General features: G+C 46.0%; 22 protein-coding genes. 6 read left to right on the top strand and 16 right to left on the bottom strand.

The window, feature by feature from the left end:
• Window positions 1–8 precede the first annotated feature (8 nt).
• The 4 genes from ACEN8J_RS08460 to ACEN8J_RS08445 all read right to left on the bottom strand — a co-directional run bounded on the left by ACEN8J_RS08460 (window position 9) and on the right by ACEN8J_RS08445 (window position 4,396).
• Window positions 9–842: an ABC transporter permease gene (locus tag ACEN8J_RS08460; protein ID WP_013310592.1), complete on the bottom strand. Its 834-nt coding sequence runs from the start codon at window positions 840–842 to the stop codon at window positions 9–11.
• A gap of 8 nt (window positions 843–850) precedes the next feature.
• Window positions 851–1,663: an ABC transporter ATP-binding protein gene (locus ACEN8J_RS08455; RefSeq protein ID WP_495594406.1), complete on the bottom strand. Its 813-nt coding sequence runs from the start codon at window positions 1,661–1,663 to the stop codon at window positions 851–853.
• On the bottom strand, window positions 1,660–2,751 hold the full coding sequence (locus ACEN8J_RS08450) for an ABC transporter substrate-binding protein (protein WP_029518128.1): 1,092 nt from the start codon (window positions 2,749–2,751) through the stop codon (window positions 1,660–1,662). The genes ACEN8J_RS08455 and ACEN8J_RS08450 overlap by 4 nt, the downstream gene beginning before the upstream one ends.
• 127 nt (window positions 2,752–2,878) lie before the next feature.
• Window positions 2,879–4,396 (bottom strand): carboxypeptidase M32, encoded by a 1,518-nt coding sequence (locus tag ACEN8J_RS08445; RefSeq protein ID WP_495594405.1) that lies wholly within the window; start codon window positions 4,394–4,396, stop codon window positions 2,879–2,881.
• A 173-nt stretch (window positions 4,397–4,569) separates the two neighbouring features.
• On the opposite strand from ACEN8J_RS08445, the gene ACEN8J_RS08440 reads away from it, so the two are divergent.
• The 4 genes from ACEN8J_RS08440 to ACEN8J_RS08425 all read left to right on the top strand — a co-directional run bounded on the left by ACEN8J_RS08440 (window position 4,570) and on the right by ACEN8J_RS08425 (window position 6,849).
• Window positions 4,570–5,133 (top strand): beta-class carbonic anhydrase, encoded by a 564-nt coding sequence (locus tag ACEN8J_RS08440; RefSeq protein WP_029518130.1) that lies wholly within the window; start codon window positions 4,570–4,572, stop codon window positions 5,131–5,133.
• A gap of 251 nt (window positions 5,134–5,384) precedes the next feature.
• Window positions 5,385–5,957 carry a PadR family transcriptional regulator gene (locus ACEN8J_RS08435; RefSeq protein WP_013310597.1) on the top strand — a complete coding sequence of 191 codons (573 nt, stop codon included), beginning with the start codon at window positions 5,385–5,387 and terminating at the stop codon, window positions 5,955–5,957.
• Window positions 5,958–6,111: 154 nt separating this feature from the next.
• Window positions 6,112–6,567 (top strand): hypothetical protein, encoded by a 456-nt coding sequence (locus ACEN8J_RS08430; protein WP_069010626.1) that lies wholly within the window; start codon window positions 6,112–6,114, stop codon window positions 6,565–6,567.
• A 3-nt stretch (window positions 6,568–6,570) separates the two neighbouring features.
• Window positions 6,571–6,849 carry a YxcD family protein gene (locus ACEN8J_RS08425; protein WP_013310599.1) on the top strand — a complete coding sequence of 93 codons (279 nt, stop codon included), beginning with the start codon at window positions 6,571–6,573 and terminating at the stop codon, window positions 6,847–6,849.
• 144 nt (window positions 6,850–6,993) lie between these two features.
• Here the strand turns inward: ACEN8J_RS08425 and ACEN8J_RS08420 are convergent, their stop codons facing one another.
• From ACEN8J_RS08420 to ACEN8J_RS08375, 10 genes are all read right to left on the bottom strand, one after another.
• Window positions 6,994–7,908, bottom strand: coding sequence for an STM4011 family radical SAM protein (locus tag ACEN8J_RS08420; RefSeq protein ID WP_318627201.1), 915 nt, complete (start codon window positions 7,906–7,908; stop codon window positions 6,994–6,996).
• A complete protein-coding gene (locus tag ACEN8J_RS08415; protein WP_165146812.1) occupies window positions 7,905–9,323 on the bottom strand; it encodes an STM4012 family radical SAM protein in 1,419 nt (472 codons plus the stop codon). The genes ACEN8J_RS08420 and ACEN8J_RS08415 overlap by 4 nt, the downstream gene beginning before the upstream one ends.
• Before the next feature lie 69 nt (window positions 9,324–9,392).
• On the bottom strand, window positions 9,393–10,175 hold the full coding sequence (locus ACEN8J_RS08410) for an STM4013/SEN3800 family hydrolase (RefSeq protein ID WP_069010631.1): 783 nt from the start codon (window positions 10,173–10,175) through the stop codon (window positions 9,393–9,395).
• Complete coding sequence (locus ACEN8J_RS08405) at window positions 10,168–11,508, bottom strand: STM4014 family protein (RefSeq protein WP_318627200.1); 1,341 nt, start codon at window positions 11,506–11,508, stop codon at window positions 10,168–10,170. The genes ACEN8J_RS08410 and ACEN8J_RS08405 overlap by 8 nt, the downstream gene beginning before the upstream one ends.
• 67 nt (window positions 11,509–11,575) lie before the next feature.
• Window positions 11,576–12,418, bottom strand: a complete 843-nt coding sequence (locus ACEN8J_RS08400) for an STM4015 family protein (protein WP_039271210.1) — start codon at window positions 12,416–12,418, stop codon at window positions 11,576–11,578.
• Window positions 12,419–12,641: 223 nt separating this feature from the next.
• Window positions 12,642–14,108, bottom strand: a complete 1,467-nt coding sequence (locus ACEN8J_RS08395) for an efflux RND transporter periplasmic adaptor subunit (RefSeq protein ID WP_039271208.1) — start codon at window positions 14,106–14,108, stop codon at window positions 12,642–12,644.
• 68 nt (window positions 14,109–14,176) lie between these two features.
• A complete protein-coding gene (locus ACEN8J_RS08390; protein ID WP_061831583.1) occupies window positions 14,177–15,694 on the bottom strand; it encodes a DHA2 family efflux MFS transporter permease subunit in 1,518 nt (505 codons plus the stop codon).
• Window positions 15,695–15,709: 15 nt separating this feature from the next.
• A complete protein-coding gene (locus ACEN8J_RS08385; RefSeq protein WP_069010635.1) occupies window positions 15,710–16,363 on the bottom strand; it encodes an HlyD family secretion protein in 654 nt (217 codons plus the stop codon).
• Window positions 16,364–16,720: 357 nt separating this feature from the next.
• Complete coding sequence (locus tag ACEN8J_RS08380) at window positions 16,721–17,533, bottom strand: hypothetical protein (protein WP_069010637.1); 813 nt, start codon at window positions 17,531–17,533, stop codon at window positions 16,721–16,723.
• Window positions 17,534–17,553: 20 nt separating this feature from the next.
• Complete coding sequence (locus ACEN8J_RS08375; protein WP_039271202.1) at window positions 17,554–18,012, bottom strand: flavodoxin; 459 nt, start codon at window positions 18,010–18,012, stop codon at window positions 17,554–17,556.
• Window positions 18,013–18,508: 496 nt separating this feature from the next.
• Between ACEN8J_RS08375 and ACEN8J_RS08370 the strand changes: the two genes are divergently transcribed.
• Together ACEN8J_RS08370 and ACEN8J_RS08365 are read left to right on the top strand one after the other, a co-directional pair.
• Complete coding sequence (locus tag ACEN8J_RS08370) at window positions 18,509–19,372, top strand: class I SAM-dependent methyltransferase (protein ID WP_028540694.1); 864 nt, start codon at window positions 18,509–18,511, stop codon at window positions 19,370–19,372.
• Window positions 19,373–19,381: 9 nt separating this feature from the next.
• The gene (locus ACEN8J_RS08365) at window positions 19,382–20,128 is read left to right on the top strand and encodes an RluA family pseudouridine synthase (RefSeq protein ID WP_318627196.1); all 747 of its coding nucleotides are present in this window, start codon (window positions 19,382–19,384) and stop codon (window positions 20,126–20,128) included.
• A 136-nt stretch (window positions 20,129–20,264) separates the two neighbouring features.
• Here ACEN8J_RS08365 and ACEN8J_RS08360 read toward each other — a convergent pair whose 3' ends face one another.
• Window positions 20,265–21,767: a DHA2 family efflux MFS transporter permease subunit gene (locus ACEN8J_RS08360; RefSeq protein WP_318627195.1), complete on the bottom strand. Its 1,503-nt coding sequence runs from the start codon at window positions 21,765–21,767 to the stop codon at window positions 20,265–20,267.
• Entirely contained in the window at window positions 21,751–22,236 is a 486-nt protein-coding gene (locus tag ACEN8J_RS08355) for a MarR family winged helix-turn-helix transcriptional regulator (protein WP_318627194.1), read from the bottom strand. The genes ACEN8J_RS08360 and ACEN8J_RS08355 overlap by 17 nt, the downstream gene beginning before the upstream one ends.
• Window positions 22,237–22,352: the final 116 nt, after the last annotated feature.

The raw sequence follows: 22,352 nt of genomic DNA, 5'->3' as shown, positions 1-22,352 counted from the left end.
TTTTATTATTACCGATGAGGACGACCCGAAAGCAGGCGATGCTCCACATACACGACCGCCTGATACATCAGAGTAGCTACGACAGCAATGATCAACAAACTGGACATAACCAGCGTGAAATTGAATACCTGAAAACCATAGATAATCAAATAGCCTAAGCCGTTTTTAGCCACCAGAAATTCACCAACAATCACGCCAACCCATGCCATACCCACATTCACTTTTAGTGTAGAGACAATTGCAGGAAAGGATGCAGGCAAAATCACCTTTTGAAACGTATCACGGCGTGATCCGCCAAACGTGCGAACCACTTTGATTAGATTCGAATCGACTTCCTGAAAGCTGTTGTATACGACTAGTGTCGTAATGATGACCGTAATGGAGAGGGTTGTCATTAGAATAGCAGTAAATCCCGCCCCAAACATAACGATAAAAATTGGACCTAGCGCCACCTTAGGCATACTGTTGAACACGACCATATAGGGGTCAAGCACCCTCGACAAAAACGGTGACCACCAAATAAGTACAGCCAGCAACGTACCTAACAGTGTACCGAGTAAAAACCCCGCCATCGTCTCTCCCACGGTGACACCTACATGTCCCCATAATTCACCACTGACCGCATCCTTACCGATCTGGGTGAAAATTTTGCTCGGATAGCTGAACAACAGTACATCAATCCACTTCAATCGACCTGCAATTTCCCATAATACAAACAAAAGCAGTAAAATAGCTGTCTGTACCCCTGTCACTAACCATCGTTGCGAACGCCTGCTGCGTAAATACGCCTGATGTAGTCCTTGAATCCAACGTTGCTCAAGCTGATCCGCTTCGTCCTTCATTCGTTAACTCACTCCTTTGCTCCCGAAGCCTCCAGTTCACCCCATATTTCATGAAAAAGCTCATTAAAACCCGGCTGCTCGCGTGCATAAAAAGGCTGAGCTTCTCGGATGCAATCTGGAATCTCGAAGGTACGGCGGACATGACCAGGATTTCGACCCATCACTATAATCCGGTCACTGACCGCAATGGCTTCGGCCAAATCATGTGTGACTAAAATAGCCGTCTTCCTCCGCTCGCGCAAGGTTTCCGCAATCAGATCTTCCAGCTGTAGCTTGGTTTGATAATCCAGCGCGGAGAACGGCTCATCCAGCAGCAGCAATCCCGGATTGGTCGCCAGCGTCCGTACCAGCGCCACGCGCTGGCGCATTCCCCCAGACAACTGGGATGGATGCAGATGCTCCTTCCCTCCCAGACCCATGCCTTCCAGTAACAGCCTTGTCTGCTCACGTGCAGCTTCATCTACTCTGTTGGCTAGTTCCAGACCCAACAATGCGTTCTCCATGATCGTCCGCCACGGGAACAGATAATCCTGCTGCAGCATGTAACCGACTTCTGGACTCGGCCCACTTACCGGCTGACCTTGCAACATGACTTGGCCTGCCGCTGGACGCAGTAGCCCTGCGATCATGGACAGGATCGTCGTTTTGCCGCAGCCGCTTGGGCCGACCAAGCTGACAAACTCCCCTGTCTCTACGGAAAAATCAATATTCTCAACCGCCAGCGAAGCTTCACGATCCGTTACATAGACATGCGTCACTTGCTCCAGTCTCACCATCGGTCTTGTCGCGTCCGAAGTTAGATCACTCCGTTCCTCCATCATGACGAACCTCCAGCATCGACACCTGCATCCGTAGATTCAGTTGTGCTCTTTTTCACAGGCGGTTCAGTATTTCCGGTAGAATTTGACGAAATCGCTTGTTGTGCAAAACTTGGGTTCACTAGCTTATCCAGTGCAACTGGACTTTTAAGCTCCCCTGCCGAGGTCATGACATCCTGTAAGTTCTTCCATTCCTTTTCCTCAATCATCGGGTTCAAAGCATAGGTGCTCTGTTCCTTATATCGCTTGATACTACTCGTCAAAATAGCTAAATCTGTATCTTTAAAATAGGGCGTGATTGCTTCGGCAATCTGTTCAGGTGAATGCGTAGCAATCCACTGTTGTGCCCGATATACAGCATTTGTAAATTTCTGTGCAGCCTCGCTATTTGCCTTCAGGTAGCTTTGCTTAGCCATATATACCGTATACGGCAATTCGCCGCTCTCCACACCGATAGAGGCAACTACCCGCCCACGACCTGCCTTTTCAAAAATAGATGCCTGTGGCTCAAATAGCTGTACATAATCCCCTGTACCCGAGCCGAAAGCAGAGGCAACATTAGCAAAATCAATATTTTGAATCAGCTTCAGATCCTTATGAGGATCAATGCCGTGTTTGCGAAGCGTAAATTCAAGTGACATTTGCGGCATTCCGCCCTTGCGTTGCCCCAAAAAATTTTGTTCTTTCAGCTTTTCCCATGCAAAGTTATCTTGCGTTTGACGGGCAAACAAAAAGGTTCCATCCTTCTGTGTCAGTTGGGCAAAATTAATGATAGGGTCCTCTGCTCCTTGCTGATACACATAAATAGATGTTTCCGCGCCGATGAGCGCGATATCCGCCTGGTTGGACAACAACGCCGTCATCGCCTTGTCCCCCCCGGGAATCGTTGCCAATTGGACATCCAGTCCCTCCTGAGCAAACATTCCCTGGCTCAAGGCTACATACTGCGGCGCATAAAAGACCGTACGGGCTACCTCGCCTAGTCTGATCTCAATTGTCTGCTCCCCCCCTTTGGGGGTGCACCCACTGAGCAACAGTAATCCGAGTAGTGCCGCAGCCACCACAGCTTTGAAACGAGCGCCGTTTTTCATCCTTATTCCCTCCCCACCTTTTTACATCCGTTGACTTCATATATTGTTATGCGGTTGTCGATATATTGGTTAATTGCACAAAAAAAAACCACGTTCGCCCGGGAACGTGGGGAAGATGGCATATGATTTACAGCTTGTATATGGAGGTATATTTCTCTTCCAGGTAGTCGGCGAGATAATCCGGGTTCAGATCTTCACTTGTAATGGCTACAATCAACTCGGAAGGCGTCCGGCTCTTGCCGTAACGGTAAATACGTTCGGTCAGCCATTGCTTGATCGGCTCAAGTTCTCCAGCAGCGATTAATTCATCTAGATTTGGTAACTCTTTGCGTAATGTCGCCAAAATTTGTGCTGCATACATATTGCCAAGCGAGTAGGAAGCAAAATAGCCAAAATCACCACCGGACCAGTGAACGTCTTGAAGTACGCCCAGTCCATCATTCGGTGGAAGTAACCCTAGGTATTCCTTATATTTCGCATTCCACACCTCAGGGAGACGCTTCACATCCAGCTTTTCATTAAACAACATTTTTTCAATTTCATAACGGATAATGATATGTAAATTATATGTTAGCTCATCCGCTTCAATACGAATAAGTGAATTTTCCACACGGTTGACTGCCCGATAGAATTGATCTGCCGTAACCTTTGCCAAGCGATCAGGAAAATGCTTTTGCAAATCATCGTAATACCGATCCCAGAAAGCACGACTGCGTCCGATTTTATTTTCCCACAAGCGGGACTGGGATTCATGAATCCCCATAGAGGTTCCTCCCGACAGTAGTGATCCTGCTAGCTCAGGAGCAATATTTTGTTCGTACAGCGCATGGCCTCCTTCATGCAACGAGCTGAAAATAGCACTAGTTACATCATCTTGCAGATAATGTGTTGTTATACGCACATCACCTGGATTTAATCCTGTTGCGAAAGGATGTACGCTCTCATCCAAGCGACCTGCGTCAAAGTCATACCCCATCTGACCTAATATGAACAGGCTGAACTTCTCCTGCTGCTTCACATCAAACACACCATCTAAAAAGCTCTTATCCGGCTGGTTCGGTGAAGCCTGAATTTTAGACAATAGTGGCACAAGGCGCTTTTTGAGACGATCAAACACAGCATCCAGTTTTTCAACCGTCATCCCCGGCTCATATTGATCCAAAAGCGTGTCATACTCTGTATCCTTAATCCCCCAGTAGCCGATAAATTCACGCTTCATGTCTACGATTTTAGACAAGTAGGGTTCAAATCCGACAAAATCGCTATGTTCCTTTGCGTCCTCCCACTTGCTCTCTGCCTGCGCTGCGAGAATGCTATAATCCCGGTATCGGTCTGCCGGAACCGAACGATTAAGGTCATAATTTTTACGGCATTCCTCCACCAATCTGCGATCATTGTCTTCCAGTTGCTCCAGCTTATCTACTGTGGCAAAAAATTGCAGCAATTGTCCCATTTCATCCGAGATCATCAGCTTGAACATTTCAGTGGACAGCATACCCAACGTCTCCGACCGAATGTCAACACCCTTGCGCGGAGCACCAGTTCGTAAATCCCAGTGCAGCAGACCTACTGCTTCGCCATAACTACTGATTTTGTGTGAAAGCTCCTTTAAAGCCGCCAATTGATCCAACGTCTGTTGCGCCATGCTTGAGGTCACCTCTTTAACTTAAAATGGATAAAACTTTACAATACCTATACTTGATGATACTTATATTAAAAAGTATAATCAACACACAACATGTACGACCAGCTCCTAAGACCTAAAATAAACGTTGGGCTGTACATATCAAACTTTAATAGAATCTGGAGGGAACAATCGTGAATCACATCAAAGAAATTTTAGAGTACAATCGTGTTTTCGTAGAAAACAAAGAATACGAGGCCTATAGAACGGGCAAGTTCCCCAATAAAAAAATGGTCATTATCACTTGTATGGATACACGGCTAACGGAGTTACTCCCGAAAGCCATGAACCTGCGCAACGGTGATGTGAAAATCATCAAAAATGCGGGTGCTATTATTTCACAGCCCTTTGGAAGTGTAATGCGCAGTGTGCTAGTCGCCCTGTATGAGCTGGGAGCAGACGAAGTCGTCGTTGTAGGTCATTATGAGTGCGGCATGGCTGCATTAAATGCAGACCACATGGTCAATGAAATGCTCGATCGCGGAATTTCTCAGGAAGTGCTGAATACATTAGAAAATTCAGGAATTAAGCTAAATAAATGGTTAAAAGGTTTTGACAACATTGAAGAAGGGGTAAGAACTACCGTGAAGCTTATTAAAAATCACCCGCTTCTCCCTCCTAATGCCCCCGTTCACGGCATGGTTATTCATCCAGATACAGGAGCGTTAACACTTCTCGTTGATGGAAATGAACAGTAAATAGGATACGCTTCGGCAGAAGGTTACCAGGGTAGTTTAAGCTCGTACATACGAGCTTAAACTACCCTTTTTTATGAAAAAAAGCACATATACGTGGAGAATGACAAGAGTCAATTTTGGCTAACCTGTGAACGACCTGACTGAAAGTTGTCAAACCATACAGTTTCAGTGTACACTTTTCATGAAGCTGCAGAATAGCTGCCGCAGTGCTGTTACAACCGTTACTATGATGGATGAAGGAGATAAGATCTATGAATTTACTATCGTATGGTCTGTTGGGGCTTCTCGCAAGAGAGGAATCCTCCGGCTATGATCTGATGTTGCGTATCCAGCCTTTTTGGCAGGCCAAGCACAGTCAGATCTATCCGCTACTGGCCCGTATGGAGAGCAAGGAACTGCTAGCCTCCCGTTGGATTCAGCAGTCCGACAAGCCTGATAAGAAAATGTATACCATTACCGACAAGGGAATCCATATGCTTCAGCAATGGTCCCAGGAAGCGTTAGCTGCTCCGGTTACACGGGATGAATTAAGTCTTCGACTGTTCTGTCTTTGGTTAACGGACAAAAGTAGTGCCAATCGTATGCTGGAGGAACGCAAACGTCATTTTATTCAGAAAATCCAGCATCTTGAGGATATCCTGAACGATATTCCTGCAGAGAATTTACATTTTGGCAGTAAGAACTTTGGTGACTATATTTTAGTACAAAAAGGACTTTTGAATGCTAAAGCAGGTCTGGAATGGTGCCAAATGGTTCTGCGTATGCTGCTTGCCGGTGATGTCAGTGCTGACACTAATCCGTTTTCACTTAAGCCGCAAAGCTGAATGTTTTAGCCAATCCATGCATAGGATTTATGGGACGTTATTATTTAATTTTTTAAAAATTAAAATTCTTTGAAACCCTTTTCCATGCCATTCGTATTACTGGTAAGCGGTTGTTTGACCTATAAACAAATTTACTAAGGGGGATTATATTTACATGAAAAAAACATTCACTTTGAAAAATATGATGATGCTGATGATGGCTTTTACCCTACTCATTGCTATGATCGCACCATCTACAGCTGACGCAAGGCGAGGCGGCGGGTTTAAATCCGGACCTAAATCATACCAATCTACACCAAGCAAGGCGAATGACAGCAATGGAATTAATAAGTCAGATAGCGGAGCCAAGTCAGGGGCAACTGCTGGTAATACAAGCAGAACCGGTGGATTCCTTGGCGGTGGCGGCGGATTTCTGAAAGGTATGATGCTGGGCGGTTTGGCAGGTATGCTCTTCGGCGGATTGTTCGGCAACATGGGCGCATTGGGTAGCTTGCTTGGCCTTGCCGTTAACGTTCTGGCCATTTACGTCCTGATCATGATCGGAGTAGGTATCTACCGTGCTATTAAAAATCGTCGCAGACCAGATGATTCCCGTGGAGGACGTTACTAAGCTATGATTTTGAGTATGGATGAGATTGTCAACGCTATTTGCTTGCATATGGCTGAACGTAAAGGTGTCCAGCCCACGGATGTGACAGTAGAACTAAGCTGGGAAGAGGATACAGGTTATTCAGCAGAAGTCCATGTACAGGGCCGCAGTCAATATCTGGTGGAAGCCAATATGATAGAAGCCATTCTGAGATACCTATATTCCGAATACAATATTCGTGCCTATCGCGAACAAATCAGATTAGATCTGGATGAAGAAATTACTGCTATTGTCCAAACTTGATTATTTCGCATAGAACAGTCGTATAGAGTTATTATAAAACAAATGAACCGACCTTTGCTTGATGGCAAGGGTCGGTTTTTTGTTGATCGTTTCTCTAATAGATCAAGGTGCTGTAGTATTACATTTAGATGTGGACAACCCTTGCTATATGGATTCATTATCTCTATGAATAGCCTGTCTGCTAAATGATGGAACCGGAGATAGCTGTACTTGCGGCACTCTTTCGAGTAAGCTACTACCGTACATTTCCCGAAACGGCTGCTCTTCCATATGAATATAGCCGATATAGCAGCCGCATTCTCTCATCCGGCACGGACGTTTGCCACTCAGACCCTCAAGACCATCCCTATATAAGTGTCCAAGCACCCGTCGATCCTGATAGCAGTGTTTTACTCTTCCGTCACCCTGGACATAAAATACATCTTCACCGGCGCGACATGCCCGTCCCTGACTGCTATAATCCTTTAAATTCCATTGAAAATAGGGGTCGATCGCAGTTAATTCAGTGACTTCAGCATCTGTATAATAATGGGGTCGATCCTTGTAGGCGTTGACCCACAAATAAACATCCCTTGGAAGTTGCGATCTTAAGGAACGAATAGCTGGGAAGGCTTGTCTTAACCCGACGGTACCGACACTATAGGAAATACCAAGTTCATATAGCTTCATAGCCTGCGATATAAAAACTTGCTCTTTCGTCTCTCCAGGGTGATATGTAGCCCACAGCGCAGCAGTCTCCGCGTTCAGTTCTTTCGTCCAATCCAGCTTCGTCGAGAGATTCGTCTGTACCGCCACTTTTTCCACATGCGCCATGTGGGAAAACTCAATCATGGTCTTGCGATACCAGGAATGAATCAAGGCTTCTCCATACGGATTAAAAAAAATAGAGAGACGATGCCCCAAAACGCCCTGTTCCCGTACCCAATCAGCAAAACGTTCCAACTGGACCCGATCCTTGTTCAACGTTTCCCGACTATCAACGTTTTTACTGAACGGGCAATAAGGGCAAGCATAGTTACACGAGGTCAACGAACCACGATAATATAAGGTCGCTCTCATGCGCCTACATATCCTTCCATACGCTCACGTACTGACGTGGAGATCATCCAGTCCCCAATCGCATCGGAATAGGCCATTCCTTCCTCTGTAAGTCGCAGCGTGCCCTCCTCGACGACAGCCATACCGGATTCCAGCAGCAACGACATTCCTGTAAAATCGTCCGACAGGGATACACCGAAGCGCTCTGCATAGGCTGATAGCTCCAAACCTTCCCGATGAAGAAGCGCCTTTAAGATAAAGCGTCGCTTACTCTCATCCACATTTAAAATAAAGCCGTAGTCAGCCAGATCATGACGTTCCGCAGCAACATAATCTGCGATAATGCTACGGGTAGCTGCTGCACTAACCCCATAACGGCTGGCATAGTGGACATTGCGTGTATAGGAGCGTGCACCACACCCCAGACCAGCCATACCTTCCTCCTGGCAACTGTAGGGCAAAAGCTCTTTGCTGGATATACCATCATTTTTTGCAAAACGGCGCATGGAGTATTGTACATATCCTGCTTGTTTGAGCCGTTCGCGCGCCACTTCATACAAGCTAAGGCGAATATCATGATCCAGCCCGGTATAGCCTGGCTTTAAAATCGTATTTTCTCGAATATATAACGGATAAAGAAATATTTCTCCTGGCGAGTAAGACAGGGCTTCCTCTAAAGAATACAGCCAGGTTTCCACCGTTTGACCAGGCAAGCCATAGATCAGATCTACGTTCAGCAAAGGAAAGTTGTATTCCACCAGCCGCTCAAGTGCTTCTCTAACAAGTTTGGGCTTCTGAGGTCGGTATATGGCGGCACTTTCTGATTCCACAAAGCTCTGAATTCCCATACTGACACGATCTGTCCCGCGGCGCTTGAGCACCTCCAACCTGTCTTCAGTCACAGTATCGGGAGAGGTCTCCACCGAAATAGAAGCTCGCTTAGGGTCCAGTCCCATAATATTTTCCGCAATGTCAAACAAGCGCTCCACCAAAGGAGCCTCCAGTAAGGTCGGTGTACCGCCGCCGATCGCAAAACGTGAAAAAGGTCGACGCCCCATAATGGGTGCCCATTGCTTGGCTTGTCTTTCTAGTGCATCCACATACTCCTTATGTACATCCAGACGCTTGTCCGGCAAAGTGAACAGGTTACAAAACCCACAGCGAGCCGCGCAAAATGGAATATGCATATACAAAAAATAGCTTTCTAACTCCTCCTTCTCCCACAACTCCTGTAATAAGAGTGGTGTATCAAACGGACGATAGGCCGTTTTATGCGGGTAAGAGTACAGATAGGAGCGGTAAGGAGCTTCACGGATTGTGCTTGCCCATTCAGCAGGAGTTTCAGGCCACTGAAACCTAGACGGTGCTAAGTTTGTGTCTATCTCCGGGGCTGGCGCATCCGCTGGATGCGAGTGATTCAGATTTATGGCTTTCATTTCTGCTCCTTCCTCACGCTGGATTGATTTCTTGATATTTTACCAGTGCAATCTATACTTCTATTTGCTCTATAAAATAAATTCGCGGTAAGGCACATTCCAGACTACCTCATGCGCCAGACGATGTCCTTCATAGCCGTCTTCCCCATAAGCTGTACCATGATCGGAAAAAACCATGCAAAACGTCTTGCCCCGATTTCGCAAAGCATCAAACAAACGTCCAAGTTCACCATCCACATACCGCAAGGCTGCCCGTTGAGACTCCACTGAATCTTTGGCTGCGCCCTTCACAAAATAATGATTAGGCCCATGGATCGCTGATACATTCAGAAATAAAAACAAGCGCTGTGACGGGTCTGCATTTTCCAACAGTTTCAGAGCATGATTCACCTGATTCTCCGTCGAACGGGGGTTGGTAACACCAAAGTTCATACGCCAGTAGCTTTCTTGGAAATATCCAGGCAGCACCTTGGCAAGCTTATTTTTCTTTGTGAAAAAAATAACGCCGCCGATACAGATGGTCCGATAACCTTCACCCTCTAGCCCGGACACAATATCCGGGGCATCGAACAGCCACGTATGTGAATGCGTACGCAATCCCGTATCCTTGGTGTGGAACAGACGAATATGTGAAGTCTTATCTGTATTCGCTGGAGTCGGCAAAAATCCGCCAAAAAAAGCATGATGTGCAGCATAGGTAAAGCTACCCGGTGTATGGCGTTTTTCCCACGACCCGGAGCCGCACAAATTCGGACAGTTCTCTTCTTCCAGCTTTGCTACGTCATAACGCAGAGTATCAAGCGTAATCATGACAATATCATGAGAGCCGACAATTTGATTCATATCAGTCATATCTGTCTTTCCTTTCCGTACCCACGCTCCTATTAGCGAGGTGCTGCATTTCCCATTCATACGGATTCCAACCCTGATGCTCAACCCGGTACAGCAAATCACCGAACGGATTAACATCCAACACATAGGGATGACCACCATGAGCCGGAACCAGCACATCCAGTCCAGCAACCATGGAGGCTGGAAAAACACTCATAGCGGCTTTCGCCGTAAGCTGGACCGATTCCACCGTATTCTGCGGTAATCCGGCTTCCTTCAGCGAGAGCCGCTCATTACGCAAATGCAAATTCGTAATAGGGCTGTGGCTCAAACGTAAAACCGCATGGCAAGCTTCTGATCCGCACACGAGTTGGCGCACATCATAAACACGCCCATTCAAGGTCGCTTTGGGAATCCAGCGCTCCACATGTACCCCTTCCAGGCATAGCCAGTTAAGGATAGCATGAATGTCCTGCTTATCCGTATAACGACGCAATCGTCCGGCATTATAATACACGCGCTGTCCGTGTATGATTTCCGTTCCAATCGTGGTCACTGCCAGTTCCGCGTGTGTGTGGGGATGTACCTGATAGGCCATGACACCAGAAGCACCGGACCCACAAAATATTTTCACAAATACGCGGTGAAACCCGCTCTCCTTCATTGCCGTGTGCAGATCGACAACATCACGAAATGCACCACCTGAAGATGCAAGCACTGGTGGAACCCTTATATCTGCCTTGCCTAAATCGGCGCTACAACGCCGTTTGTCGAACATCACGGCAACTTCCGCCGGGTCGTTCATCCAGTGTGACGAGGGCCAGAGCAGAGCCACTTCATCCCGTAGCCAGGCCAGCAGACGGCAATAGCCCCGGAACCATTGTGCCGGGTGCCAAATACGACCGTGCTGCTCCTGCAGACATCGCGCTTCTGCCGCCGATATACCTGTGCCTTGTGTCCATTCGGGCCATGGCAACAGAGAATCGTCTCCCTCACCATCCGAGGCACCCAGAGCAATCAACTCACGCTCTACCTCAAAGCTTTCGCCCGGTGCATCCAGACGAAGCAGCGGACCACTGTCCATCTGCCCCGCCAGTAACTGATCAATGCTCTCTTGCACAAAGGAACTGCCATTCACGCTTTCTTGCGTAGCTCGTGCAGCTATTCGCAACATCAGCTCGCTCAGACCTTGTTTCTGCCGAATAGCTTCCAGCACATTCTTATAGGAAACCTCCAGAGCGGGCGGAAGCATTAATCTGCTTCTCGCCTCCTGCAGCCCAGTAGTTCGACGATTTCCCGGATTACCGAACAAGATAAACGGCTCGCTGACATTACAGTCTGACATCCTAACCATAGAGCCGCCTCACTTTAGATCAATTTAATTTTGAAAACAGTCCGTTTTAGAAATCCATTTGTACAAATTACTCAGTCAGTGATGGATAGCGCCAATCATCTTCCTCATCCGCTTCTTGTTGATCTTCCACGTTCACAGATAGACCTGAGCTTTTCCAACGTTGCATCATTTCACTAGACATATAATGATAGCTCAAATCCAGATGCTTCAGCCCTTTTATACTTTCACTAGCCAGTAGCGCTTCTGCACCTTTATCAGACAACGTACCTTGTGAGAGATCCAGCACTTCCAATTGTCCAATCACAGGGGCATTAGCTGCTGCAATAGCAATTTCATCCTGTATTTCACTATCTTTGAGTCCCAAGTATGTAAGTTTGGGAAAAGGATTGCTGTCTAAAAACGGCAAAACATCTTTCAGGCTACCGTCAAAGCCATAGTTCTCGACACCCAAATACAGTTCCAACTTGCGCAGTTCAGGCAGTTCAGCATTACGTATTTGCTCAAGAACGCTCACAGGCAGACCACCACAGATAATAACCAATTCTTGAAGATGGTTATGACGAAGCGGCTCCAAGCTCAGGTCCTGGCTACCTTTGATATGAAAGGACTCCAATGCTGGAAACGCTTCTAACAATGGGGACAGATTCGTCTGGTTAATCCAGGAAACCTCACACTCATCGTATTCCATATCACCAATAAACAGTTTGCGTATCTTAGGGAATTGATCTTTGAGTTTCACTAACACTGGGATAAAATCCTCTGGTGAACTTTCATAGGCGCCGCCCCAATCTCCAATGATGAGATCTGTAACTTGCGCGCTCTCCGGCTTGGCTGCCAGTTCCTCAATAGATTTAGCCATCGTTTGGCCATTCTCATAAGCTTCATAATCCACTACCAATTTCACTTCCATCTTACAATTCCTCCGATCGCTTGTCTGAGATCTCGTAAACTATCTATTTCCAATTTAGTCTATCCTATTCTACCAATGTTCGTCAAAAATAGTCCCATATCGACATTAATCCTATGTAAAATTTGCTGAATGAAATAAAAACAAGACAGCCCGCTAAGCAGGCTGTCTTTGCATATTCATAATAAACTTCTACTATTATATAGTACGTAAGTTTAGAGCCTAATTATTGGCTAATTGTAATCGGTGAGTTATCGGACAGCAATGCCAGATTATTCACGATCACATTCTCCTCATTGCTCAAGCCACTGGTAACGAGTGTTTGTGAACCTGCCGTCTGAACAGTCTTCACTTCCTTACGTTTCGCATGGTCTCCGTTTACAACATATACATATTCTTTACCTTGATCCTTTTGAACTGCCGCAGTAGGAACCACAATTCCTTCTTGTGCATTGGCAGCGACAAAGCTGATATCAGCCAACATGCCGGATTTCAGTTTCGTGTCTGGATTCGCTACTGAGATTTTTACAGGATAGCCTTTTCCACTTGCATCCAACGGGCTTACATTTTTAACTGTACCTGTTGTTACAATGTTGGAAGCTGCAACACGAACCTGTACCTTGTCACCTGCTTTTACATTGTTGATCTGCTCCGCTGGAACATAGATCAATGTATTGACCGTACTCAGATTAGCGATGACCAGCGCAGGAGACTGAGCGGATACCATTTCGCCCACTTCTGCATTTTTCGTGCCCACAATACCATTGATCGGTGATGTAACAACGGTGTCATCCAATGCATCCTGAGCAATGTTCACATTCAGCTGAGCCTGCTTAAGAGATTGTTGGCTGGACTCGATAACCGCAGTATTTTGAGATACTTTGAGCTGATTTTGCGCATTACTGTAACCGCTATTTGCATTACTGTAGCTATTTTTTGCTGAATCATAGCTGTTGCGAGCTGTAGTTAGAGCCTTCTGCGCAGCTACCAGCTGATCTTGCGCGTTAGCCTGCGCATTTTGTGCATTATTGTAAGCCGCTTCCGCATTCACGACTGCTGTTTTGGCTTGTTCTAATTGAGCTTGGGTGCTCGCACCTGCATCAAATAGACTTTGTGTACGTGTTACATTCTTCTGTGCATCTGCCAAAGCTTGCTGCGTTTGTTTCACCGTATTGGCTGCCGAGGAGACACCATGTGTTGCTTGTTCTACGGCTGTAGTGGCTTGATTAATAGCTCCCTGTGCCTGATTGATTGCACTTTGGGATTGAATCACGCCACTCTTGGACTGCACTAAGCCCGAGTTTGCCTGAACCATCGTAGATTCGTGGGATGCTTGAGCGGTGCTTACTCCGGCTGCTGCCGCAGCTGCTGCGGCGCGGGCTTTCGCAACATTATTCCGCATGTCCTTATCATCAAGCTTGAACAGTACTTGACCCTTTTTAACCTCGGAGCCAATATCCACAGGCAGTTCAACCACTTTACCGCCCACTTTAGGCACGATGTTCACCGTCTCCGATGGTGTAACCGTTCCTGTATAAATATTCCCCTGTCCGATAATTCCCTGCTGTGCTTGGCTGATTTTAACCGGAACGACCATATCCTGAGCCGCCCCGCTATTACTGGAGCAGCCTGCCAGCACTGCGCCGCCGAGCACTAAAGCCGCTAATGTACTTTCTACTCTCAATATTTTCATGATAATTCCCTTTCTTTCTGTCCGTGGAAATAATGTAAGCCATCCAGTCGTATTTTATAGTTCCTTGATTAAGCTTCCGGCTGTGTCTTTGCTTTCTTCCTCTGAATAAACAAAAAGATTAGTGGAATCGTGCAAAACAGCGGTATGGATGAAATGAGGAACGTATCCCCAATCCCTCTTGATGTGGCATCTAGTGTGATTAAACTACTTATGGATGACATCCATGAGCTGCCCAATGTCGCTTGTAGCGTATGAGCCGAGTCTGGTGTAATGGACTCCGAAATTTGCTGGGCATGAGCAGCCGAACGGCTTTGCATAATGGCGGTTAGCACTGCAATCGCCATAGATGCAGCTACAGTACGTACCAGATTGGATGCTGTAGATGCATTGGCTACCTTGCTCGGATGAACGGCATTCATACCGACCGTGGATAATGGCATCATGCAAATACCAATTCCCAGACCCCGTAATGCCATTACGGTTTCCAACCAGGCATGCGAAGTATCTGGCGTAAGCTGGTGAAGATGATAGGTCATAAAGCTGGTTAGCGTCAGGCCCACAAGCCCCAAAGGCACAATTCCGAACTTATCGAACAGCTTCCCGGCAATAGGCATCATAGCCGCCATGGCAATGGCCTGTGGAATGAGGATAATACCAGTATCAATCGGTGACACACGCTGGATATTTTGCAAAAACAACGGTGTTAGGAACGTTCCTCCGTACATCCCCATCATGACCAGACTAGAGGCAATAACACTAATCGTATACTTTGAATTCTTGAATAATGAGATTTCAATTACAGCATTATCCTTGCCGCTTTCTACATAGATCAGAAAAACAAGTGCCCAGAAAGCAATAAACAGCAGGGATACAATTCCAAAAGAAGTCCAGCCATCACGCTGGCCGTTGGTCAATGCGTACAAGAGTGTTCCGGCACAAGTTGCGGCCAGCAAAAAGCCCGGTAGATCAAACGGCTTCGGCTCTACTTTAGGCGGCTCTTTGATTAGAAGAATAACCATTAAAATTGCAAATAAAGCAACCGGCACACTGACAATAAACAAGAACCGCCAGTTAAACCACTCAATCAAATATCCGCTAAGCGTAGGCCCTACAGCCGGCGCTGCCATTGCGGCGATCCCCCATATACCAAGGGACATACCGATTTGTTCACGCGGCATAATTTTGTAAATAATCGTCATACTCAGCGGCATAATAACACCACCGCCCAGACCAGCCAGCACCCGTGCTGCGATCAGGGAAGAATCACTCCATGCAAAAATACATATTCCCGTTCCCAGCGAAAATACGCTGAGCGCTAGAATCAAAAACTTTTTGTATCCGAGGCGCTGCTCCATATATCCGGTAATCGGTACGATTACACCAGATGCAAGCGTGTAACCTGTAATAACCCACTGAATACGTGTCGTCGTAGATCCTAAATCCGTCGTCAATCTAGGAATGGCGACATTGATCAGACTGTTGTTCAGAATGGCGACAAAGGCGCCTAAAACGATAGCGAAAAAGGCAAGCCAGCGTTCTTTGGAAGAATCTGTCGAAGGAGCAGCAGCAATATCATTGGCAGCCACATGGACCCCTCCTTTTTAAGGTGTATGAATTTTTACTTCCACGTTCGTTCCAGGAATAAGCTTCAGATCCTTCGGCTTGTTCACAGCAATCTCTACAGGCACACGCTGAGTCACCTTGTTAAAATTACCACTTGTGTTGACTGCAGGAACGAGTGAGAACACGGCGTTGGAGGCTTCGCCTACTTTACGAACTTTACCCTGAATCACCTGGTCCCCTGCTGCATCAAGCGTAATGTCAACAAGCTGTCCTGGTTTAATGCGGTTAATGTCATTTTCTTCAATATTCGTGGATACATACAAGCTGTTCATATCCACCATAGTTGCAACAGCACTACCCGGCGATCCGATTTCATGCTCTTTCGAATAAATCTTAATGACAGTTCCATTGATCGGCGCGCGCAGTACGGACTTGCTGATCATGCTCGCATCCAGCCCCGATACATCCTGCTCGGCAATCGGTTCATTACGCTGAACAACATCTCCTTCTTCCACATCAATGTGGCTTATTTCTCCGGAGATTTGCGGCATTACCTTATATTGATCGGCTTGAATGCGCGCATCGTCACTTTTAACAAAGTGTGTTGCTTGATACCAATAATAGTAGCCAATAGCTCCACCGCTCAGAACGAGCAGTACAATGAGGATTGGCAATACAGTTTTCTTACTCACTTCTTCCACCCCTGTTGTCCAAAAAATTTTTATTATTCAACGCTAATATTTTAAAATTGAAATATTAGGCCATTAAACCAAATGGAGAACGTAAATAAACACATGGCAACGTGCCATGCAAAAGACAGGACTTATTTTATGTACATAGGACAATCTGATCCATGGTCCACAAACCGTCTTTTATATTTAAATATTTTCATATAACTATTGTACATTGAAATATTATAGATATATTTATCTATTCAGGCAACATAAATTTTCAGTTTTTTCATAATTTTTTTTCATAAAAAAGAACCTTGTTTCCAAGGCTCTTTCACGAAAAGGGATAGTTTACAATTAAAGGGTTACACAATAATGTTAAGAGAAAGGCGTAGGTACAGCTGACCGTTGTTTGCAGTTTTTCGCCTCCTGTCCTTCCTTCGTGTTCTTATTCATTCTATTCCCTTGAGAAGCTTGCTTTTCCATGCAACCCCCGCAACGACAGCGTTCTGACGTCCCATGTACATCATCTTTGGAATCCCTCAATAGCCTCACATAATCCAGAGATTGCTGTAAAGAAGCAGGCCCCGGAATGAAGCGGACCTTCTTGCCTTCCAGCAGACAGTATACCTCAATAAGCTGAGGAAGGGCCCCAAATGCGTAATAACAAAATACATTTGTCATATGTTGGAATGTACTAATAACGTTAGGATTATAGTCAACGATGTACTTTTGAATGAGCAGGGAATCTGTTTCTGCTGATAGTTGCCAAGCAGCCTGAACAATAAGCGAAATATTGATCTCTAACTCAGGCACAGACGTACAAAATTGTTCATACAGCATCACAGGCACCATCAAGTCATTATTTAAGCCACAAATTTTTGACAACTCACCTGACACTTTATTTTTGACATCCCAATAATGGAACAAAGATTCAAAGCTGTCTGACTGCTTGGGCCACCATTTCTCCAGCACATACTGGACAGGGACTTCCCGCCGTACCTTTACTTCCATTCCAAAGTATTCGTTGAGCGCATGCCCTACTGCATATTGAACCCGTTGCCGCCAATTCCAGCCCTCACGCCCTCTTTTCCTCTGTGATTGACGGATTGGCTGTGGAGTTCTCCACATCTCCTCCAGCTGATAGTCGTGCAGAAGAGGAAAGCCGCTTAAGCTATCGCTATTGCGCATACCTATCCCTCACTCTCTTCTCAGGACACTTCAATACCAGCCTGTGCAAATTGTCTTCCGTAAGCTCGGCAATTCTCCTTATCATCATCCAATGGATTGAATTCAATCTTCAGACTCTCTTGAATGACCGATGCGCCGCGTTCTTTGACTTTTTCCTCTACCAAGTCCACTGCACCACAGAATTGCGTATAGGATGTATCTCCACTACCAAATACTGCCGTCTTTTTACCAGACAGATCAAGTTCGTCTAGTTCCTCGTAAAAATCCAAAAATTCATCAGGAAGCTCACCATCTCCCCATGTATATACACCCAGCAGGAACCCGTCATATGCGAGCAGTTCTTGCGCGCTGCAATCATACGAAGCCTTCAACTCAGCCTCATGTCCTGCCTGACGGACGCCCTCGGCGATCAATTCCGCAATTTCCTCTGTATTACCGGTCAAACTGGCATAAGTAATCATGATTTTACCCAAGTTCATCCCTCACCTTTATTTGAAATATGGGATGCTTTCACTCCCTGTTACTCAAATAATATTTGATAATGATTCTCATTGTCAAATGTTAATTTCAAAAACTAGGTTTAATCTTGGGGAAATATACGCAAAACAGCCGCATGACATGCGGCTGCTGGCTGAAAACCTATGGATAAGCAAATTAATTAGGGGCCTGTTTAATGAAGTAGAATTTCAGCTGTGTTGATAAAAAAATATTATGTACGTACAATTTATTCCATTTTCATTATTATAATAAAAAACGGATGGTTGTACGTACAAGTGGGATTGGCTTCATTTTAATATGGAAGCGCTATAATTACAAGTATATCCGAGAAAAAATATTTTAGACCAAGTGACTACTTACTTATTTATGTAATCATTCGATTGTTGCTGTGGTTTGTTGTACAATAGACTCCATATGGGGATTTCTGTGCAGCTTGCTGCCTGAATCCTGAATTGACTGCTGAAGGATGGATTGTACATGTATGTAGCACAAGAATGGAAAGACTATGAAGTAATGGATACAGGCGGTGGTGAAAAACTAGAACGTTGGGGTGATATTGTCCTGCGTCGTCCCGATCCGCAAATCATATGGCCTTTGGCCCAGGAAACAGCTGAATGGCGTAATGTTCATGGGCATTATCACCGCAGTTCCTCCGGTGGCGGCAACTGGGATATGAAAAAACCTATCCCTGAGCGCTGGACCATTAGCTATGGACCGCTTAAATTCCACATTAAACCGACCAGCTTTAAGCATACTGGTCTTTTCCCAGAGCAAGCAGCAAACTGGAGCTGGATGATGGATAAAATCAAAGGTGCAGGCAGACCCATTTCTGTACTGAACCTGTTTGCATACACGGGAGGAGCCACTACTGCTGCTGCGTATGCTGGAGCCAGTGTGGTTCACGTGGATGCCGCCAAAGGCATGGTACAGTGGGCAAAGGAAAACGTTCAATTGTCCGGTCTGGCTGACCGTCCGGTACGTTTCATTACGGACGACGTATTCAAGTTCGTGCAACGAGAACAACGTCGGGGCAACCGTTATGATGCCATTATTATGGACCCTCCTTCTTACGGGCGCGGACCGAACGGAGAAACTTGGAAGCTTGAAGAAAGCTTATACCCGTTTCTTGAATCCTGCATGAGCATCATTTCGGATCAACCGCTGTTCATGCTGATTAACTCCTATACTACAGGTATTTCGCCTACTGTATTGCGCAACATGCTGAGCATGACAATGCAACAAAAATACGGCGGCCAAATTAGCGCTGGTGAAATCGGATTGCCGATCACACGCTCGGGATTGAATTTGCCTTGTGGTATTCTCGGACGCTGGGAGGCTTAAATTCCTCTTATGACTCAAAATGAACTTACTCGGCATGAACATGCACAGTCGAACATCCCTGTCCTATATGAGGACAATCATGTTTTGGCGGTTGTAAAGCCTGTCAATGTTCCAACGCAAGAGGATGCCAGTGGTGATCCTGATCTGTTGTCTTTACTCAAGGAAGATTTAAAAATTAGACACAATAAGCCTGGTAACGTTTTTTTGGGTTTAGTTCACAGACTGGATCGGCCTGTAGGTGGAGCCATGATTTTTGCTAAGACGTCCAAAGCTGCTTCTCGCCTGTCAGAGTCGGTTCGAAGTCGTCATTTTCACAAACTGTATACAGCCGTTCTGAATGGCGTTCCTACGGCCCCGCAAGGCCGTCTGACCCATTACCTGCTAAAGGATAGTCGAACCAACACGGTTCAAACGGTTCGGCCTGGCACGGCTGGTGCGAAGGAAGCCATTTTGGAGTATCGCGTAATCGGACAAGCAGATGGACTCAGTCTCGTGCAGATTAAGTTGCACACCGGACGCTCACACCAAATTCGTGTGCAAATGCAGGCGATCGGCTGTCCCCTCTACGGTGACCAAAAATATGGGGGTCATCTGAGTCGGCCCGGTCAACAGCTGGCGCTTTGGTCCTTACTCGCTGGAGCACCGCATCCGGTTAGCAAGGACGATATGAGATTTCACTCGTTACCTCCTGTCCAATTTCCATGGGATGAATGGCCCAGGTCGCTTTACGAGAACATGATTACGACTGAAATTTGAACCGAAAAGCCCTGCTCCATCTGGATATCTACATCCTCAATCCCCATTTGCACAAAGAACCTGCAATGCATGTTTGTTCACATGCGTTACAGGTTCCTTTTTGTAGAAAATTAAATTAATGCGTAATCTTATCCTTTTATGACGAGGAAGCCACGGACTGCCCCTTCTTGCTGCTTACCAGCTGTTGATGGGGATGGGCGTTTTTTGCATTCGTATTTTTGATAAAAAACGCTAAAATCAGAGCGGCCACACTCAACACTGTTGCAATGATAAAAGCCGAGTTAATCCCATAAATTGTAGCTTGATTACCTGCAGCCAGCATCCCTGCTTTATCCGTCACGGTTAGTCCCTCAGATGTAATAATCGATGTCAAACGGTTGCTGCTTTGTGTAGACATCACTGTCACCAGAATTGCCGTCCCAATCGAGCCGGAAATCATACGCAGCGTGTTACTCATCGCCGTACCATGTGCATTCAATCGTTGTGGAAGCTGATTCAACCCGGCCGTTTGGATCGGCATCATCAGCAACGACATCCCGAACATCCGCACCGTATAATTAATTAACAGTGTCATATAGGTGGTTGTTTCGGTCAACCGTGTAAATTCCCAAGTCGTTATAGCCATAATCAGCAAACCAATTACAGACAACCAGCGTGCTCCAATTCGGTCAAAAATAGCCCCCGTTACAGGAGACATGAGCCCCATTAGAATCGCTCCTGGTAACATCAGCATACCGGACTGGAGCGGTGTAAAACCCCGAATATTTTGCAAATAAATCGGAAGCAATATCATACCGGCGTACAAAGCCATCGTCACAATCACATTAATGATTGTCGTCAAGCTGTACACATCGTATTTAAAGATACGGAACTCCAGCATAGGCTCATCTGCCTTCAATTGGCGAACAATAAACAAAATAAGCGCAATTGTCCCAACGATAAGCGTAGACAGGACCGGAATACTTCCCCAACCTGATGTTCCTGCATCACTAAAGCCGTATAACAGTCCACCGAAACCGAGCGTAGACAAAATGATGCCGGGAATGTCCAGCTTTGGCTTGGACTGCTCCGTTACATTTTTTAGAAAAATAAATCCGATCACAATCGAAATTACTGAAATCGGCAGGATGATCCAGAACAATACCCGCCAGTCATAATGCTGTACTATATAACCGGATAAGGTTGGCCCAATGGCTGGAGCAAAACCCATAGCAATCCCCAGGGTTCCCATCGCCCGGCCACGACGCTCTATTGGGTAGATGTTCAAGATAACGACCATCATTAAGGGCATCATGATACCTGCCCCCGCGGCCTGAATAAGCCGACCGATCAGCAATATGCTGAAGCTCGGTGCTATAGCACATAACAGCGTGCCGATTGAAAAAATAGTCATCGCACTAATAAACAATTTACGAGTGGAGAAACGGGCAATCAAGAACGCGGTCACCGGGATTAATACCCCATTCACGAGCATAAAGCCCGTGCTAAGCCACTGAGCTATATTGGCATCTATATTCAGATCACTCATCATTTTCGGTAAAGCCACACTGATCAACGTCTGATTTAATATCGCTACTATCGCGCCAATCAACAGAGCGGCCACAATGGGTGCTCTGCGTACATTACCTGGTAGTGTCATTTGAGGACTGCTCAAGTTGATTCATTCCCTTCGGTGTTAATTTCATAATCATTTGTTTATGGATATCCAGGACCATCTCTAGATGCTCCTTCGGAATGTCCAGAATGGGCAAGACGCGCTCCATCCACATGTCGTCTACTTTTTGCATGATATCTTTCCCTTCCGGCGTAAGCGTCAGCACTAAGGATCTACGGTCATGCTCATGCCGTCCGCGAGCAATATATCCTGCCTTGGTCAAGCGGTCAACCACCCCACTCATAGAGCTGCTTCCCACATGCGCTATGTCTGCCAACTCGGATAACCCGATGTCGGGGCGTTTATTCAGAATTGCCAAAGCCATATGCTGAATGGCCGTCAGATCCAAATGCTGCTCCTCATTCCAGAAGGCATAAAATATCGTTTTGTTAATCTCCCTTACCGATTGAATAATCCGGTACACCTCAAGTCTGTCTTCCTCTCTGTCACTCACTGAAACCATCCTTCTTTCTATTACCCAATTCACAATCCATATACATAAACTAGCAACTATTTGCATGCGAAATGTTATTTATTTATAACTATTATTTTATCATCTCTTATGTAAAT

The sequence above is a fragment of the Paenibacillus sp. Paensp38 genome, from assembly GCF_059491915.1.
The sequence above is the reverse complement of the archived record's forward strand: the minus strand, read 5'-3'. Positions and strand labels throughout refer to the sequence as shown.

Coding starts and splice junctions, on each gene's coding strand:
- ACEN8J_RS08405 (WP_318627200.1), bottom strand. CDS start 11,508: ATGGTTAGGATGTCAGACTGTAATGTCAGCGAGCCGTTTATCTTGTTC.
- ACEN8J_RS08430 (WP_069010626.1), top strand. CDS start 6,112: ATGAAAAAAACATTCACTTTGAAAAATATGATGATGCTGATGATGGCT.
- ACEN8J_RS08380 (WP_069010637.1), bottom strand. CDS start 17,533: ATGCGCAATAGCGATAGCTTAAGCGGCTTTCCTCTTCTGCACGACTAT.
- ACEN8J_RS08360 (WP_318627195.1), bottom strand. CDS start 21,767: ATGACACTACCAGGTAATGTACGCAGAGCACCCATTGTGGCCGCTCTG.
- ACEN8J_RS08400 (WP_039271210.1), bottom strand. CDS start 12,418: ATGGAAGTGAAATTGGTAGTGGATTATGAAGCTTATGAGAATGGCCAA.
- ACEN8J_RS08410 (WP_069010631.1), bottom strand. CDS start 10,175: ATGACTGATATGAATCAAATTGTCGGCTCTCATGATATTGTCATGATT.
- ACEN8J_RS08420 (WP_318627201.1), bottom strand. CDS start 7,908: ATGAGAGCGACCTTATATTATCGTGGTTCGTTGACCTCGTGTAACTAT.
- ACEN8J_RS08435 (WP_013310597.1), top strand. CDS start 5,385: ATGAATTTACTATCGTATGGTCTGTTGGGGCTTCTCGCAAGAGAGGAA.
- ACEN8J_RS08450 (WP_029518128.1), bottom strand. CDS start 2,751: ATGAAAAACGGCGCTCGTTTCAAAGCTGTGGTGGCTGCGGCACTACTC.
- ACEN8J_RS08445 (WP_495594405.1), bottom strand. CDS start 4,396: ATGGCGCAACAGACGTTGGATCAATTGGCGGCTTTAAAGGAGCTTTCA.
- ACEN8J_RS08370 (WP_028540694.1), top strand. CDS start 18,509: ATGTATGTAGCACAAGAATGGAAAGACTATGAAGTAATGGATACAGGC.
- ACEN8J_RS08425 (WP_013310599.1), top strand. CDS start 6,571: ATGATTTTGAGTATGGATGAGATTGTCAACGCTATTTGCTTGCATATG.
- ACEN8J_RS08395 (WP_039271208.1), bottom strand. CDS start 14,108: ATGAAAATATTGAGAGTAGAAAGTACATTAGCGGCTTTAGTGCTCGGC.
- ACEN8J_RS08460 (WP_013310592.1), bottom strand. CDS start 842: ATGAAGGACGAAGCGGATCAGCTTGAGCAACGTTGGATTCAAGGACTA.
- ACEN8J_RS08415 (WP_165146812.1), bottom strand. CDS start 9,323: ATGAAAGCCATAAATCTGAATCACTCGCATCCAGCGGATGCGCCAGCC.
- ACEN8J_RS08375 (WP_039271202.1), bottom strand. CDS start 18,012: ATGAACTTGGGTAAAATCATGATTACTTATGCCAGTTTGACCGGTAAT.
- ACEN8J_RS08455 (WP_495594406.1), bottom strand. CDS start 1,663: ATGATGGAGGAACGGAGTGATCTAACTTCGGACGCGACAAGACCGATG.
- ACEN8J_RS08365 (WP_318627196.1), top strand. CDS start 19,382: ATGACTCAAAATGAACTTACTCGGCATGAACATGCACAGTCGAACATC.